Source organism: Macrococcus epidermidis (assembly GCF_003259695.1).
Lineage (GTDB): Bacteria > Bacillota > Bacilli > Staphylococcales > Staphylococcaceae > Macrococcoides > Macrococcoides epidermidis.
In genome coordinates this window covers 577,491-593,704 of sequence record NZ_PZJH01000001.1, presented here as the reverse complement: position 1 = coordinate 593,704, position 16,214 = coordinate 577,491, and the positions used below count along the sequence as shown (strand labels likewise).

Below are 16,214 nucleotides of genomic sequence, written 5' to 3'. Positions count from 1 at the left end.
ATATGGTCTAATATGTACCGTTACAGAAAATAAACTTTATATTGCAGTTTATATGCAGAATAAAAAATTATTCTTATATCTGTAACTTATAAAAATATATTTTTTAATCGTTTCTTCTTGTCGAAATACACATCAATTTCGACATAGCTGGACAAGAGACATAAAATTTTTAAATTACTGGAGGATTATATATTATGAAAAAAGCATTATTAACTTCATCATTAGCATTAGCATTAGGTGTAACAGGATTATCAGGAGTAAACGGTTCAAACGAAGCACAAGCATCAGAAACGACACAAGCTGTTAAAGTGGATTTCAATGAACTTGCAAACCTAGCAAGAAACAATTCTGAAACATTAAATGAACGCCCAGTACACGCTGGAGCATACAATTATTCATTTAATAAAGATGGATATTCTTATAACTTTGAATCAGATGGCATTTACTGGACTTGGGAATATAAATACACGGGTGCAGCAGACACGGTTGTAAATCATACATTTACCCAACCAAAAACCGTACAACAATTTGACAATGTTAAAGAACATACACCAATTCAACATACAGCTTATCAAGCACCAGTTCAACAAAAAGCACCGGTTCAACAAAGCACTTATAAAGCTCCTGTTTCACAAACGTCAACATCAAATGTAAGTGTCAATGCACATTTACAGTTAATTGCACAACGCGAATCAGGTGGTAATATCCGTGCGATCAACCCTACTTCAGGTGCAGCAGGTAAATATCAATTTTTACAAAGTACATGGGATACTGTTGCTCCGGCAGAATGGAAAGGTAAATCACCAGCTTCAGCACCGGAATCGGTTCAAGATGCAGCTGCCGTAAAATTATATAATGAGTACGGTGCACAAAACTGGGTTACAGCTTAATATTTAAATTATTACATGCGAAGGATGCTCTGTAGTGCATTCTTCGCTTTTTATATTACAAAAACATTTCGGCATTGTAATGAATTGTTATTTTACTGTAACGTATGTAATGATTTTATATGTTACATTATTAATGTCGAAAGAGAGATAATTATCGACAGTCAATTTTGACAATCGATAACGAAAATAACAAAACGTAAATTAATGGAGGACTTATATATTATGAAAAAAGCAATTTTAACATCATCATTAGCATTAGCATTAGGTACAACGTCGGTAGCAACTGCTGGTCAAGCATACGCTTCTGAAACTGAAAACACTCAAAAAGAAACTGTAGACTTCGCTCAATTAGCTGAATTAGCTAAAGCAGAATCTGCATCATTAAACGAAAAACCAGTTCATGCAGGACCTTACCACTACGAATTCAGCAAAGATGGATTCTCTTATGAATTCAAATCAGATGGTATCTACTGGACTTGGGAATATAAATACACTGGCGCTGCTGATACTATTGTTAACAAATCAGTAGAAGTTGCATCTGTTGAAGCTCCTAAAGCTGAAGTACAATCAGTAGTAAGTGCACCAGTTGCGAAAACTGCTGCTCAAACTGCTGTTAAACCAGTTGTTCAACAAACAGCTTATAAAGCTCCTGTAGCACAACCTGCTGCAGTAAAAACTTACAAAGCACCTGTTCAACAAACAGCTACTGTATCTAACACTGGTGGAGTTAACTGGTCAGCTTTAGCACAATGTGAATCTGGTGGAAATCCAAGTATCGTAGATGCTTCTGGAACTTACCACGGTTTATATCAATTTGACGTTCAAACATGGCGTGCAGTTGGAGGATCTGGTGTTCCTTCACAAGCATCAGCTGCTGAGCAAACGAAACGTGCACAAATCCTTTACAGCCAACGTGGATCTCAACCATGGCCAGTATGTGGAGCTCGTTTATAATAACAATTACTATACTTTCAAGAAGAATCATATATATGATTCTTCTTTTTTATTGAAATTTTACTCTTGCATATACATGTAATTTGTATTATGATTGTTCTTGTCACTATTTTTAGGAGGAAATTTTATAATGAAAAAATATTTATCTGAATTACTAGGTACATTCGTACTCGTATTCTTTGGTACTGGCACAGCAGTTATGGCTACTTTAAATCCAGACGCTAGCGTAGGAATCTTCGGAATCGCATTCGCATTCGGTTTAACAGTTATTGCAGCAGCATATGCAATCGGTGATATTTCTGGAGGACATTTAAATCCTGCAATATCTTTTGCAATGTTTCTAGATAAGCGTTTATCTTTCAAAGACTTCGCAATCTATTCAGTATTCCAAATTATCGGAGCGTTTATTGCGACATCATTAATCTGGGCGATTCTAAGCTCATTTACTAAAAAAGTTGATTTCATCTATGGTGCTAACGTGCCAAATAACATCAACAATATGGGCGCATTCTTAGTAGAAGTAATTCTTACGTTCGTATTTGTGTTCGTTGTATTATCTGTAACAAAAACTAAATTTATCGCACCAAGTTTAGCCGTACTTGTAATCGGTTTAACATTAACAATGGTACATTTAATCGGTATTCCATTAACAGGAACATCAGTGAATCCAGCAAGAAGTATTGCACCAGCAATCTTTACTGGCGGAGATGCTTTATCAACATTATGGATCTTTATCGTAGCACCATTAGTAGGTGCAGCAATTGCTACATTTACACATAACTTCCTAGAATCATAAAAAATAAGCCTATTCAGTAAAGCTACTGAATAGGCTTTTTCTATTGATTTACCTTATCAAAATCTTCTTCGTAAAAGTCAGTCTCAAAATCTTTGAATGGCCAGATACGTACTGAAACTTTACCTACTATATTCTTGCTATTGATTAAACCAAGCTCAGGTTTACGACTATCAAGACTGATTTCGCGATTATCTCCAAGCACTAAATATTTACCAGTAGGAATAGTATCTTTACCGCCTGAATGTGATAATGTTTTCACTGAGAAATTTTCAGTTAGCATTGGGTTAACATTGATTTCACGATTCGCCTGCAAATAATTCTCTTCTACAACCTTACCATTAACATATAATAGATCATCCTTATATTCTACCTTGTCACCAGGAAGACCCACTAAACGTTTAATATAATCACTCTTATCATTCGCATGAAATACGATAACGTCTCCCCTATCAAGACCATTTGTCCATGTTGCCATTTTGTTAATGATGACACGATCTTTATCCTCAAAAGTTGGTGCCATTGAGTCACCACTTACTTGATATTGTACAAAGAAAAATGATCGGATAATAAACAATGCAATTAATGTTAATCCAATCGATATAATCCATTCTCTTAATTCTTTTTTCATTTTTTTCACACTCCTGCATTCATGATACAATACCACGCACATAAATACAAAAATGTGCCAAAATTTATAAGACATTTCAATCGTAAAATTTAACTTAACTAATCAACTTAGTACATTTGTCGCTTCGGATCTTCACCAAATTTATTAGGACCTGAGGTTCCTTCAATTAATGTAAATATGAAATAGACGATTATTGTAATGAAATAGATTATACATATAACAATTACGATTTCAAAATTACTAAAATTTAATAACATACCTATTAGGAATAAAATAATTCCAATAGCTACAACACCTAAATAGGGAAACAACGCCCACCAACCATTTATATTAATATCTTGTAATCGACGTGCTGTCACTGTAAATAAAGGAATAAAATTAATTAAGCCCCAAATATAATTGAACATTTCAGTCATACTATCTTCATCATCTATAGCAACACCATTAGCTGCATCTATATAACTTCCAATCACCATTAAAATAATAGCAATAATAGTATTGATAATTGCTGGAGACCAATATTCTAGCCTTCGAGCTCTACCTTTCATTTTGAAAGTCTTCTTCCAATATATTTTATAAGCTTCAAAAAAACCGAGATCTTTTTTCAATATTCACACCTCCCACTAAATACTTTAACATAAATTGTTAACAGTAAATCTTAAAGTTACCTTAAAGTTTGTTATCAGTTTGACTATCATATTATATATTTTGACTTATATACTTGTCAAAATGATAAATATACATTACACTACTTATAAAGAATGCAGAAAGGAGTTAAGAGATGAAAAACAGACTCAAAGAACTAAGAGCACGCGATGGCTATAACCAGACGCAACTCGCTAAACTCGCTAAAGTATCTCGACAAACCATTTCTCTCATAGAGCGAGATGATTTCATGCCTTCTATTCTTACCGCAGTACGTATTGCTAGAATATTTGATGAACCCGTAGAAAATGTATTTATAATTGAGGAGGAAGAGCTGTGAAAAAAGATAAAAAGTTAGGAAGAAGCTTATATGTAGTATTAATCGGAGCTATATTCGGTGGGATAATCGGAGGTGGACTCCCTTTAGTAAATGACTTTATAACTTACTTTACGCATAAATATCAAATTAATTTTATGATATATATCGTTCCATTGTTAATGATTGTCTCTGTTTTATTATATTTAAAATCTAAGCACCAATATAATGCTATGTCTCAACCACAAAATAAAAGTGAAGATGATCAATATATCTATCAGCTTAATCAATATAATAAATCTTCTAAAAATATTGTAAATGCCAGTAATATTCTTATTCTGGCAATTGCTTTAGCAACAGCAGATTTTATTTTGAAGCCTTCAACTCAATATTTAATTTATTATGCAATAATTGTAGTTATATTTTTGTTTCTAGTACTAATATACACAAAACATAATCGAACTGTATTATTAGCCTTTCCTTCAATCACTAATAGTGGATTCGAATTAGATTATGAAGATAGACAAATCATGACAACGCTTATTAACAATATAGATGAAGGTGAAAGACTTGTGATGTTACATGCACTATCAAAGACATATATCGTAATGATATATATGTTAAGCGGCTTATTATTATTACTGGCTTTCTATCAAGCTACTAGTGGTGAAAATCAATATTTAGCAATGATTGGAATTACATCAGTGCTCATCTATTCTACTATCGCATACTACAAAAAATCAGAAGAATTTAATAAATAGACTACAAAAACCAGAGGCTAACATAAAAAATTAGCGTCTGGTTTTCTATTGATATAATTATATATTTATTAATTGAATATCTCCAATACAAATTCCATCGTAAATTTCATTACAACTGATAAAATAAAGATTCTCATGATAGCATCAGTTGCAATGTAGCAATAACTACGTTTACTCGCAAGCTTCACGTTATCCTTCTTATCTTCATAAGTCATTAGAGTTGAAATAATAATAACAAAAGGCCAACTTGATATCATTGAAAAAATGTCCATATCATCACCATATAATTTCTTACGATACCTTACTGATATTCAACACCATTGTCTGCAGTAATCCATTCAGGTAACTTCACACCAGCTGGTAATTTACGCCCTTCTTTATAACCATATTCATGCATACCTACTTCATTCATAGGACTTAGCATACTATATTCAGCAACTTTCCAAGTTCCTTTATCTTTATAATAAACTACGCCTAAGTTACCATAATATCTTGCAATATTTTTATTAGATTTCATACTACCTTCATATCCAGTAGCTTTACCTGTATATTTTTCAAAGGCTTTCTTAGTAATATTCTTATCTTCAACAATAAAAGTCATAGTTGCAAGCTTTGCATTATTAAATTTAGTTTTATAGTTTATATCATAAAAGTTTAACCATAAACGTTCACTTTTTCCGTATACAGATAATACATGTGTTCCCATAGTATCGTCTTTATCATGGTGTCCTTGCGTAATGCTTGTTTTACCTATTTGTGCTTCAACTTGTTTTTTTGTCATTCCTAAACCCACACCATGATATTTGTAAGTTCCCTTTTTCATTTGATCAAAAGTTGCCTTATTAAATTTAGGTAGATAAATCGTTTTCTTTTCTAACTTCGTTGCCGCTTCTGCTGATTGATTCATAACTACAGGTGATACTAAAGACGTCATAATAATTGTTGCTGCAAGTAATTTTTTCATGATATTGCACCTCTTATTCTTTATTTTGTAAAAATGTTATAAATAATAAATATAGTTATACATAAAGCGTTAACACCAAGGCTTAACTTAAAATATGTATCCTTACTTATATTACGATCCATTTTTCTACGATTAAATGTCATCATATTTAAACGCGTTGTGAGACTGATGTAGAGTATAAATATCATTATTATAAACATCCATCTCATATCATCACCTCTTGAGTTAAATGTACCATTATTATTGTTAAATAGTGCTAATTATTTTGATGTTTAAGGTAAATTTAAGGTAAGTACCGACTTTATGCAATGTACTTAGCGGTATCGCAACTTTTTATGTGCCGATTCCGCCAAAACTCATGAGTATTAGCGGTATCCCTATTTTAAATCAAGTGATACCGCTATTATTACCTGTTCAATGGATCTTCACCATATTCGTTTGGTCCATGTGTTCCGTCTCTAAGAAGTAACACAAGATATATAATTACAATACCAATCAGGCAAACGGGCATTGCAATATTAATCATACTTTCTGTATCCACTCCAAATTGATTTAATAACATCGATATTAAAACGATTGTCATAACGAGTACGCCAGGTACTATTGCAATAATTCCTGATAAATTTGTGTCATGCAATCTTCTAACTGAAACGCTTAAAACACCAATCGAGAAAAAGAAACTAAGTGTTTTATATACAATATTACTTATACTAAATCTCGCTTCTGGATCAATACCTAACTGTCCATCTATATATGTACAAATTGTCCATATTGACAATAGAATAATGATATTCACTAACATCGGAAACCAGTATGCTTTACGTGATGAGCGGCCAGAGAAATCTAAAGCACGTTTCCAGAAATCCATATAGGCATCTTTAAAAAATATATTACTTACCATATTTACCTCCGTTAGTTCTTATAATAACCTTTCCCTCTCGTGTTATAGATCACTTTCATCACGAAATAAGAAATTGCATGTATAAATAAAAATACAATGGAAGATAGTAAAATGTATAAATTTACGCCAAGTGGCATTAATGCATAGCTATCATTTCTAGCATTTACTGTAATAGGTGCAATATAGCTCACGCCTAAACTTACGAGATAACTCATAAATACACCAAGTGCTATGAAACCAAAATTCAGTTTCTTTCTATAAATTATCGTATTCATAATTACAACAAAAATTAAAATTGGGATAAATACTATCATATCCCCTCTGACAATTTCTGCCCATGCATCAAAAAATGCAAATGGTATCAAATAAAGCAGCATAAATTTATAATCTTTAATACTAATTTTTTCTTTCATATACAACACCCTTTCTATGAGTACAACTTAAATTTACCACTAAAATTAAAAAATTGGATAAAAATACTAAATATTTAAGGTATATTTAAGGTATAGAAGAACATTTCTTTATGTAGATAGCGGAATCGTAACTTTTTATAAACCGACACCGCTATTATTATCGAATATTAGCGGTATCGAATTAATTTTTAATTCAATTCCGCTAAAACTCATGAGTATTAGCGGTATCCTCATTTCAAATTAGGTGATACCGCTATTATTATCTAAATTTCAGATGATATAAAAAAGCATAGCTTCTGCTATGCTCATTCAGGAATTTAAAAGTGTAATAAATCGTGTAAAATCAAATGAGAAATTTTCAGTTGGACCCTCTTCCCAAAATCCATCTGATTCATATCGCGGTATAATATGTTCGTGAAAATGTGTTCCATTGTCCATTACTCGTCCATTATTTCTTATTATTGAAACGCCAAATATATTCATATCATTTTCTAATATTTGAATTAGTTTTCTTTCTAGTTGAATTAAATCTAAAACCACTCTATCCGGTAGTTCTAGATAATTCATATAATGTTTCTTTGATATTAAAAGCATATGTCCTACTTGTTCTGGATTGATATCAAATACAACCTTAAAATGCTTTGTCTCATATAAAATTTGATCTTTATCAAGCTCATTACAGAAAATACACATAAACCATTCACTTCCACTCACGTTTTTATAGAATTCTTTATATCAATATATTACCGCTCTATTTTAGTTGTACATAAATATCTATTTACACCTGGATGTTTTTCTCCTAATGATTCAATAACAAATCCTTGTTTACGATAAAACGTTATTGCTTCATCATCTGTCTCTGCAACAATATAATTATATTTATCTTTAATGTGATTGATCAATTTCTTCCCAATACCTCTTCCTCGATAAGTTTCATCAACTGCAAAACTAGTAATTACACATTTATCGTCTTGTACATTAATAGTTATAATTCCAATGAAATTATTCTCATCTACATAAACATAACACTTAGCAACGTTACAAGTAATGGCGTCTGCTAATAATTCGTTTACACTTTTAGAACTCACTGCTAATTGTATCAAATCAGTTAGTTCCTGATTTATCATAGAAATATCATTTAGTTCTCTAATCATTAGAATCTCCTTATCATATCAAATAATTATAAATATTATATATGAACAAATAAAAAAAGACACCTCTCGGTATCTTAAATATCTTTATAATAAAAACGATTATCCTGTGGAACAATACTGAAATCGCTTGGCAGTTCTTCTTTCGGTATTAAATGAAACCCGTTCTTTCTATAGAAATGCTGAGCTGCTTCAAACTTATCAATTGTTCCTAAATAAATAGATTTAATACCATCATCGTGTGCGTGTTGAGTGACATGATCTAATAGTTTCTTACCTATCTTCATATTCCTTGTATTTGAATCAACATATACTCTCTTCAAAGCACTGTTGTTATCTTTTAATTTTAATAAAGCGATTGTACCAACGACTTTACCTTCATAGAGTGCTAACCAGAACTGACCACCTGTATTAATATAGGTTCCTAATATGTTCTTTAAATCTGGTTGGTTATCATACGTTACGTTTTCAATATCAAATTCATGGAGTTTGATATTTATGATAAACTCATTAACCTCTTGCTTATAGTCGTCTGTGTATTGGATGATTTCGATATCTTTCATATGCGCCTCCTCTAAGTTAGTAATGTAATATCTTAAAATTAATAAATACCCAGAGAAGCTCGATATAAACTTCACTTCCAATTTTCCGAATATTATGTATAATAAATGGAAAAACTGAAATGAGTTGATATTAATGAGTCTGTCACCAGAGGATCAAAGAGATCAGTTAAGAAGAAAAGAAATTGAACGAAATAGTATCGGTAATCTTAAAGACAGTTCACAAAATGCATATACCGGTAATTTTTTAAGTTCTATGAATAATAAAACTTTAGGCATATTTATTTTAGTATTAGTTATAGTAGCATTTATCGGGTGGTTAATTGTTCATTAATTTAAACACCCGATATTATTAGTGACGTCATATTATATGTATTTAATATGGCCTCGAATTCTTTAACGATAGGTTCATGTTCAGGATTATACTGTTTATTTCTTGGTCATTACTGAATTGCATTTACATTAACCTGTATCGCAGTATCGTGATTATGGATCATATCACTTGCCTATATCGGAAAAATTATTGGATCAATTGATAAGCAAGGTAATATTATTGTAATCCTTAATAAAGTTTCAGCGATTATTATTCTAATCGTTGCTTGTATTATTATTAAAAATATCATTGATATGTTTTGATTTATACTAATTTTGTAAATAGTGTATAATCATTGTAAGAGGTGATGATATGCAATTGAAATGGATAAGTATATTATTTACATCAATTAGTTTAATCGCTTTCGCCCTATCCTATATACTTCCATACGATATAATGAGCGATTATGATACTCAAGGTATTTGTATGAATATCTTTATTTTCTCAGGATTCATCGGATTTATATTATCTATTATTTCAAAAGCAAAACATCAAATACTTTTATTGTTATTTAGTCTTGTTCCAATATTATTGATGGGCGCACTTTTACTTTTAGCCTACTACATTTCAGGGTGGTAAGATGATGAAAAGAAGAATCATTTCTAACATATTTATGTTATGTGTTATCGGATATTTTATATGGCTCATTTCAAGACCTGAGTTGTACTTAAGTGACATATCAATGCATGCTAAGAATCCACTTTCAATTTCATGGCACTATTTCACAATTAATACGGACATAATTGGAGCAAATCATAACGAAGATGACTATACCATTTCTTTGTACCCATTTTACTTTATGTTATTTTTAGCTTTTATAATAAGGTTCATACCTTTTAAGAAGAAATATAAGGAGTGACATTATGATATTTATTATTCTGTTATTTGCGCTTATAGGCATTTACATGTTAACAGGTCGTGGTGGGTTCTTAATTGCTGGATATAATTTTATGCCTGAAGCAGAAAAAGCGAAGTATAATGAAAAACGTTTGTGCCAGTTTGTAGGGATATATATGATTTTTACTTCTATATTTGTTATTTTTTTAGAATACAATATATTACAAGAGCATATAACTATTATCATTTTTCTATGCATAACAATTGCTTTTATAATCTTCTTAAATACTTCAAGAATTTTTAAACATCGCAATTAAAACTGCTCTCAAAGGCAGTTTTTTTATTTTTCATTATGTTATAATGATTTAAATTTGTTTTGTGGGAGGTTATATATGAAACGTTTCTCACCAATTATCTTAGCTTTGCTTGCAGCAACGTTCATTGCACGGTTTAGTTTGTTGATGGTTATGCCGTTCTTATCTATCTATTTAATCAATACATATCATTATTCAGGTTTTCAGATTGGAATCATTTTATCAGTGGCAGGTTTCGTAGCGATTATATTAAGCATGACGTCAGGTAGTGTCATAGACCGCTTCAATAAAAGACACGTCATATATTTCGGTCTCCTTATCGGTATACTGAGTTATCTCTCATTTCCAATGATACATAGCTTTCCTGGTTTCATTCTTTTCTCTATTACTTCCACTATCGGCAATACACTAGTCGAGCCGACATATCGTGTACTCATTACACAATTTACTGCAGATGAGCACAAGAAACTGATATTCAATATCAGATATTATTTAATCAACGTTGCTGCTGCAATGGGTCCTTATATTTCAAGTCAAATTCAGTGGGTTGGTATTGAAAAGCTTTTCTATATCGTGGTTGCTGCTTTACTGATTAATTTAGTCATGTTTATTGTGATCTTCAATAAATATGATATCGATCTTAAAAATAAACAATCCATGACACATACCCCTTTCTTCAATATGATGTTTATCTTCAAACAGGATAAAGCTTTCCTGTATTTAATACTCGGTAATATATTTATCGTTTTTGGTTATACGCAGATGATGACGTCACTGAGCATCTATTTAAGTAAGATCTATCCTTATGCAACTGCCATTCATCATTATGCAATACTTACATTAGTCAATGCGATTGCTGTTATCTGTCTACAGATTGTCGTCTATAAAATTGGACAGCATATTAAGACAAGTACTTCGATCATTATCGGAGCAATATTACTACCATTAGGTTTGATGCTTGTTGGTATCTCTCCAGACTTATTTAATCTTTGTATCGCGATGTTTATATTGACAATCGGTGAAATCTTCGTCTTCACGATGTGGGATTTGAGAATTGATGAGCTTTCACCTCAATCAATGAAAGGATCGTATTATGCGTTAACAGGTCTTACTGGTATTTCACGTATCATTGCACCACTTGCCGGAGGATTGTTAATCGATAATATATCTAACGGTTTTCTTATCTGGACGATTTTAGGCGGTGTTACATATTTATCTGTATTCTTCTTTATCAAAAGCGCAAAAATAACACCTGTAAAATTATAGTTTACAGGTGTTATTAAATTTACAACTATTAATATCATTTTATATTACTTCACTTACGATGCAGAAATATTTATCACTGTATGGAATAAACATTTGCTTCGTAATTTCAAATTTTTTATCATCTTTGAATGTCTTTCCTGATAAAACTTTCTGTTTATTTTGAAGCAATGATTTAAAGTCCAGAATATTCATCAATATTAAATCCTCAACTTCATGGTTATCGATTACAATCTTATCCAATAATTCACGAGAGATTTCACAAGTAAAGATATTGATAAATTCCTTATCCATTGTACCTTCATTGTCAATACTTTCAGGAATGACACATAGCATCTTTAAATCATCAAATGATACATCTATACCTAATTCTTCTTTAATTTCTCTAACACAATCTGCCATCGTCTCATCATGACGAATATGCCCACCGATTGAAACGTCTAACATACCAGTATAATCACTTAATTCCTGACTGCGTTTTTGTAAAATAACGAAGTCTTTATAAGTGAAGATACATTGAAAAGTCTCATGCCATTCTTCATTTCGATGCGCCTCTTCATAAGTCATAACCCCTTTTGAAGTATAGTTGCTATTAAAAATATTAATTTTTTCCATTATATAATCCCCTTATCCCTTATAAATTTTTAATTAATATTTAAACTATCCAAAAATTTTGAAACAAGCTACTTTTTCAGAATTTTTAGTTATTTATATTATACATTAAATTATAAAAAAATAGACCTCTTTTAGAGATCTAATAAATATTTCTTGTTATTTTTTGAAACGCTTCAAACACTTCTTCTGGAAAGAATTCAATAGATTCAATACTCAGTGGATTTAGATTACTACAATTTTCTTCCATGTCAATGTCGTTTAAAACACTATTAATAAAAGTACCTTTATCAATCATTTCTATCGTTAAATGTGAATGCGCTTCAGCTAGAGCTTGAGGTATACTTTGATCTGTTCAAAAATAGTACGAAAATGTTGGAAAATAGTCGAATGAAACATCTCCCATAACATCTCCTGCTTCTTCATCCATTAAATAAAAGAACATCTTCTTCTTGACTGACATTTTGAACAACAGCTTTATGTACTGCTTCTAACCTATATATTATTGACATTGTGGTGCTCCTTTACTTTAATTAATACTATTTCATCAATAAGCAATTTATTAATAAATAATAAATTAAGGAAAAAATCACTTTGAACTCATAACATCTAATCGTTGATAAACATACTGACAAATAATCAACATATAGATTATTGCAAATAATGGTGAATAGAATGTCCACCAAGCAACTTGTAAATCATAGAAATGAAATCCTAGTAAACTGCTTAGTTCTGGTATCGTTGGTTGCTCATTTATTAAACAACCTGGTCCATAACATACATCAGTTCCTCCAAAGCATATTTTAAAAAAAGCGAGATGTGATATGACTACTAGTGTCTGAAACATAATTCTAAAAAATACAATGACATATTGTATCAGCATATTTGGTAATATATGCTTTATAAAGATATAAACTTTAGATGGGCTCATTGTCTTCGCACTACTGATAAATTCTTTTTCTAATATCAGTTGTGTTGCTGATTTCACTAATACTATCGTTGTTGGTAACATGAGTAAAATTAGAATAATTAAATTAAATATTATTCGAAAACTTTGTGTTGTCGTAAATTGATCGATTGGTTCATAAAGTATAGGTTTTAGTAATAAATAACCTAATATCGACTGTGGTATATAAAAAAACGGATGCAGGAATTGATCAATTAACGCCAAATTACTTTTCTTAAAGGCTAAATAAGTTCCTATGTTGATTGCTATGATGAGTGTCAATAAAGCAACAACTATAAGTAGTGTTAATGTAATTCTGTAACCAGATAATACTTCATAAGTCATATGTCTAGAGTTCCTATCAACGCCAAATATATAATCTTTTCCGGGCGGAAATGGTGAACTCGCCAACATATTCCCATCTTTATCATATAAGAAATTGGTCTTTTTCACCTTCCCGTTTAATATATCAAAGTAAATAAATCCAATAATCGCAGGAACGATGAGCAAACAAATAGAAAGATAAATGCGTTTCATTATGACATGCTCCTTCCTGTAGTGTTTCTAGTATATAAATCAGAAATTAAGAATAATAAACGTATTGGGATATACATCATTAGAAATGAGATGAACAGTACAACTGGCGTATTATATTCAAAAATAAAAACAGAAATTCCAAATACATTTAATAATCGTTCTAAAAATAATAAACTTGATAAAGTCATCCAGACAATTTGTTTAAAGTTAATAAAATAGCCTGTTAGAATATTCTTTAAAATATGACGATAAAAAATTTCTTTGTTATTTAAACCCTTACTTCTTGCAAAAGATACATAGCTTTCTTCTCTTTCTGCAATTAATAATTGATTAATGACAGTAATACTATTTGTTATTGGGATAATTAGCAGTAATAAAATCGGGAATATGACAGCGTTTTGTTCATGACTTGATGCAACATCAAATATCAATACATGTGTTTTAAGATAAATGAATATAATAATTGAAATAAATACTGGGATATAAAAAATATCAGGCACAATACTTAATACGCGATTAATATGCATTACAATATCGTGAAAAACTTGAGATTGATACATCAAGAATGCGATTATTAATGAGAATAATAAAGAGATAATAAGCGCACTAAATAGTATCGTCATTGAATTTACCCAAGGTTCAAAAATAAATGGGAAAATATCATGTTTGACACCTGACTTTAAATTCTCAAATACGATTGTATTTGGATGTAATAATGAATAAAACGTGTCTTTAATTGCAATGAATAAATAAGGAACATCTATTCTTTGATCGTGAAAAAGTGATGGTAAACATGCAATAAAAAAGAGCATGAGAATGGTGATGGAAATATTTATTATATTTTTCATATATAGTCCTTTTTCAGAATATTTAGATATTTATATTATATATAGAAAAAAAAAATAGACCTCTTTTAGAGATCTATATAAATAAATTTTCGAAACTATTTATTTTACTGCGTCTTCACATTTTTATTGCATATTATCTCTCATAATTCTATCAACTAAATTTATTCTCCCTTAATAATACCAAGTGCTATCTTAATATGTTCTAAATGATGATTTCCATGCCAGGCATAAAGTGAAAGCATTTGTTTCAACGTTACTTCTCCGTTATCTGGGTGTATCATAACTCTTTCCAATTGTTCTTCTGTTAATTCTTTTAATATGGTTGACCATCTATGATGTATACCAAATAAAAACATAATCGAATCATGACAGTCATTTTCATTATCAGCAAGTTTTATCCATTCATTCTCTTCATATGTTGACACCTTTGGTTTATCCTCAGTTAATATTAATTTTGTTCGTATATAACCATGAAGATGACTATCGGCTATATGATGAATTAAGGTATTTACATCCCATGATCCATTTCTATATTGTTTTTTTCTTAATGAATCATCAATATTTGAAATTATTTCGTTTATCTTATATGGTAATTCTTCGATATCTGTAATCCATTGATTCAAGATACTTCTATTATATTCTGCAGGTATTTGATAACGACCAATTGGGTATTGATTTTTCATTAATTTTTCCTCCACTATTTTTAATAATTTTATTATACATATTTTTCTATTTTTCTGCATTTCTGTGTATAATAAATAAAAGGAGTGATAATATGTCAGTATTTTCAAAATGGAAACACGTTATTTTTTTATTAATAGCAATCTTAATTACATACACTTCACAAGATATCGCATACTTACCTGAAGCAATAATAAATCCTATATATGTTCTCACAACCCTTAATATGTTTGCTTTCTTATTTTTATTATTAGCTATATTTAAATCTATTAATAATATTAGAAAAAATAATAGCGAACCTTATATAGTATCTTCAATGATGGTCATCGTATTCTCTGTTATCGTTGGTGCTATCACTTTCTTCATTACTGCAATGTGGTGGGGGTAAAAGGAGAAGTTATCTAGATGAAAAATAAAAATAATGTATTCTTTATAATAACAAAGTTTATTATCCTAATCGTAGCGTTTATCGACTGGCTTCCTACAGAACAAGAATGGATAGATGGACTAGCAGAAATAGAAAATTCTTTTCCTAATACCATTTGGATTGACAAGGAAAAAAACATCAAAATTTTGCGTATGGGAGGAGGATCATATGTCTTAAAACGTCAAGATAATGATATACAGTACCCTCAATACATGAACGGTATTATTTACAATAAAACATTTGTTATCACAAGAAACCGAAATAATAGATACTTCACTTACGACGTTATTAATAATAAAAAGAAAGAAATTAAAAAACACGACATTCAAAAATTTAAGAACAAGTACAATCTTAAAAGTGACTTTTTACCATTAGCATAAACATAAAACCTCCATTG

Annotated in this window: 24 protein-coding genes; 11 read left to right on the top strand and 13 right to left on the bottom strand. The window is 30.4% G+C overall.

Annotated features, from left to right (window positions below; genetic code table 11):
* Positions 1–194: 194 nt before the first annotated feature.
* The 3 genes from BHU61_RS03170 (at position 195) to BHU61_RS03160 (ending at position 2,640) form a co-directional block, all read left to right on the top strand.
* Positions 195–890 carry a transglycosylase family protein gene (locus BHU61_RS03170; protein ID WP_111714584.1) on the top strand — a complete coding sequence of 232 codons (696 nt, stop codon included), beginning with the start codon at positions 195–197 and terminating at the stop codon, positions 888–890.
* Between the two features lie 222 nt (positions 891–1,112).
* Positions 1,113–1,844 (top strand): transglycosylase family protein, encoded by a 732-nt coding sequence (locus tag BHU61_RS13650; RefSeq protein WP_275542447.1) that lies wholly within the window; start codon positions 1,113–1,115, stop codon positions 1,842–1,844.
* A 127-nt stretch (positions 1,845–1,971) separates the two neighbouring features.
* On the top strand, positions 1,972–2,640 hold the full coding sequence (locus tag BHU61_RS03160) for an MIP/aquaporin family protein (RefSeq protein WP_199798209.1): 669 nt from the start codon (positions 1,972–1,974) through the stop codon (positions 2,638–2,640).
* Positions 2,641–2,680: 40 nt separating this feature from the next.
* Here the strand turns inward: BHU61_RS03160 and lepB are convergent, their stop codons facing one another.
* Positions 2,681–3,268, bottom strand: coding sequence for a signal peptidase I (gene lepB / locus BHU61_RS03155; RefSeq protein ID WP_111714581.1), 588 nt, complete (start codon positions 3,266–3,268; stop codon positions 2,681–2,683).
* 107 nt (positions 3,269–3,375) lie between these two features.
* Positions 3,376–3,876: a DUF805 domain-containing protein gene (locus BHU61_RS03150; RefSeq protein ID WP_111714580.1), complete on the bottom strand. Its 501-nt coding sequence runs from the start codon at positions 3,874–3,876 to the stop codon at positions 3,376–3,378.
* A gap of 173 nt (positions 3,877–4,049) precedes the next feature.
* Between BHU61_RS03150 and BHU61_RS03145 the strand changes: the two genes are divergently transcribed.
* Positions 4,050–4,253 (top strand): helix-turn-helix transcriptional regulator, encoded by a 204-nt coding sequence (locus tag BHU61_RS03145; protein WP_111714579.1) that lies wholly within the window; start codon positions 4,050–4,052, stop codon positions 4,251–4,253.
* Positions 4,250–4,990 (top strand): DUF3169 family protein, encoded by a 741-nt coding sequence (locus BHU61_RS03140; RefSeq protein ID WP_111714578.1) that lies wholly within the window; start codon positions 4,250–4,252, stop codon positions 4,988–4,990. The genes BHU61_RS03145 and BHU61_RS03140 overlap by 4 nt, the downstream gene beginning before the upstream one ends.
* A 68-nt stretch (positions 4,991–5,058) precedes the next feature.
* Here the strand turns inward: BHU61_RS03140 and BHU61_RS03135 are convergent, their stop codons facing one another.
* The 7 genes from BHU61_RS03135 to BHU61_RS03100 form a co-directional block, all read right to left on the bottom strand.
* Positions 5,059–5,247 carry a hypothetical protein gene (locus BHU61_RS03135; protein ID WP_146608858.1) on the bottom strand — a complete coding sequence of 63 codons (189 nt, stop codon included), beginning with the start codon at positions 5,245–5,247 and terminating at the stop codon, positions 5,059–5,061.
* A 44-nt stretch (positions 5,248–5,291) separates the two neighbouring features.
* Complete coding sequence (locus BHU61_RS03130) at positions 5,292–5,954, bottom strand: hypothetical protein (RefSeq protein WP_111714576.1); 663 nt, start codon at positions 5,952–5,954, stop codon at positions 5,292–5,294.
* A 406-nt stretch (positions 5,955–6,360) separates the two neighbouring features.
* Complete coding sequence (locus BHU61_RS03120; RefSeq protein WP_111714574.1) at positions 6,361–6,855, bottom strand: DUF805 domain-containing protein; 495 nt, start codon at positions 6,853–6,855, stop codon at positions 6,361–6,363.
* A gap of 11 nt (positions 6,856–6,866) precedes the next feature.
* Positions 6,867–7,268, bottom strand: coding sequence for a hypothetical protein (locus tag BHU61_RS03115; protein ID WP_111714573.1), 402 nt, complete (start codon positions 7,266–7,268; stop codon positions 6,867–6,869).
* A gap of 309 nt (positions 7,269–7,577) precedes the next feature.
* Positions 7,578–7,961, bottom strand: a complete 384-nt coding sequence (locus tag BHU61_RS03110) for an HIT family protein (protein WP_111714572.1) — start codon at positions 7,959–7,961, stop codon at positions 7,578–7,580.
* A 50-nt stretch (positions 7,962–8,011) separates the two neighbouring features.
* A complete protein-coding gene (locus BHU61_RS03105) occupies positions 8,012–8,422 on the bottom strand; it encodes a GNAT family N-acetyltransferase (RefSeq protein ID WP_111714571.1) in 411 nt (136 codons plus the stop codon).
* Between the two features lie 74 nt (positions 8,423–8,496).
* Entirely contained in the window at positions 8,497–8,982 is a 486-nt protein-coding gene (locus tag BHU61_RS03100; protein ID WP_111714570.1) for a GNAT family N-acetyltransferase, read from the bottom strand.
* Positions 8,983–9,115: 133 nt separating this feature from the next.
* On the opposite strand from BHU61_RS03100, the gene BHU61_RS03095 reads away from it, so the two are divergent.
* The 4 genes from BHU61_RS03095 (at position 9,116) to BHU61_RS03075 (ending at position 11,769) form a co-directional block, all read left to right on the top strand.
* Positions 9,116–9,313 carry a DUF6366 family protein gene (locus tag BHU61_RS03095; protein ID WP_111714569.1) on the top strand — a complete coding sequence of 66 codons (198 nt, stop codon included), beginning with the start codon at positions 9,116–9,118 and terminating at the stop codon, positions 9,311–9,313.
* Positions 9,314–9,664: 351 nt separating this feature from the next.
* Positions 9,665–9,931, top strand: a complete 267-nt coding sequence (locus tag BHU61_RS03090) for a hypothetical protein (protein ID WP_111714568.1) — start codon at positions 9,665–9,667, stop codon at positions 9,929–9,931.
* A gap of 284 nt (positions 9,932–10,215) precedes the next feature.
* Complete coding sequence (locus BHU61_RS03080; RefSeq protein ID WP_111714566.1) at positions 10,216–10,506, top strand: DUF3784 domain-containing protein; 291 nt, start codon at positions 10,216–10,218, stop codon at positions 10,504–10,506.
* 75 nt (positions 10,507–10,581) lie between these two features.
* Positions 10,582–11,769 carry an MFS transporter gene (locus tag BHU61_RS03075; protein ID WP_111714565.1) on the top strand — a complete coding sequence of 396 codons (1,188 nt, stop codon included), beginning with the start codon at positions 10,582–10,584 and terminating at the stop codon, positions 11,767–11,769.
* Between the two features lie 39 nt (positions 11,770–11,808).
* Here the strand turns inward: BHU61_RS03075 and BHU61_RS03070 are convergent, their stop codons facing one another.
* From BHU61_RS03070 to BHU61_RS03055, 4 genes are all read right to left on the bottom strand, one after another.
* Entirely contained in the window at positions 11,809–12,381 is a 573-nt protein-coding gene (locus tag BHU61_RS03070) for an NUDIX hydrolase (RefSeq protein WP_111714564.1), read from the bottom strand.
* Positions 12,382–12,967: 586 nt separating this feature from the next.
* Positions 12,968–13,861, bottom strand: coding sequence for a hypothetical protein (locus BHU61_RS03065; RefSeq protein WP_111714563.1), 894 nt, complete (start codon positions 13,859–13,861; stop codon positions 12,968–12,970).
* Positions 13,861–14,709, bottom strand: a complete 849-nt coding sequence (locus BHU61_RS03060; RefSeq protein ID WP_111714562.1) for an ABC transporter permease subunit — start codon at positions 14,707–14,709, stop codon at positions 13,861–13,863. Before BHU61_RS03060 ends, BHU61_RS03065 begins: the two co-directional genes overlap by 1 nt.
* A gap of 161 nt (positions 14,710–14,870) precedes the next feature.
* On the bottom strand, positions 14,871–15,392 hold the full coding sequence (locus BHU61_RS03055; RefSeq protein ID WP_111714561.1) for a YfiT family bacillithiol transferase: 522 nt from the start codon (positions 15,390–15,392) through the stop codon (positions 14,871–14,873).
* A gap of 92 nt (positions 15,393–15,484) precedes the next feature.
* Here BHU61_RS03055 and BHU61_RS03050 point away from each other — a divergent pair, with 92 nt between their 5' ends.
* Positions 15,485–15,778, top strand: a complete 294-nt coding sequence (locus BHU61_RS03050) for a hypothetical protein (RefSeq protein WP_111714560.1) — start codon at positions 15,485–15,487, stop codon at positions 15,776–15,778.
* A gap of 17 nt (positions 15,779–15,795) precedes the next feature.
* A complete protein-coding gene (locus BHU61_RS03045) occupies positions 15,796–16,197 on the top strand; it encodes a hypothetical protein (protein ID WP_111714559.1) in 402 nt (133 codons plus the stop codon).
* Positions 16,198–16,214 lie beyond the last annotated feature (17 nt).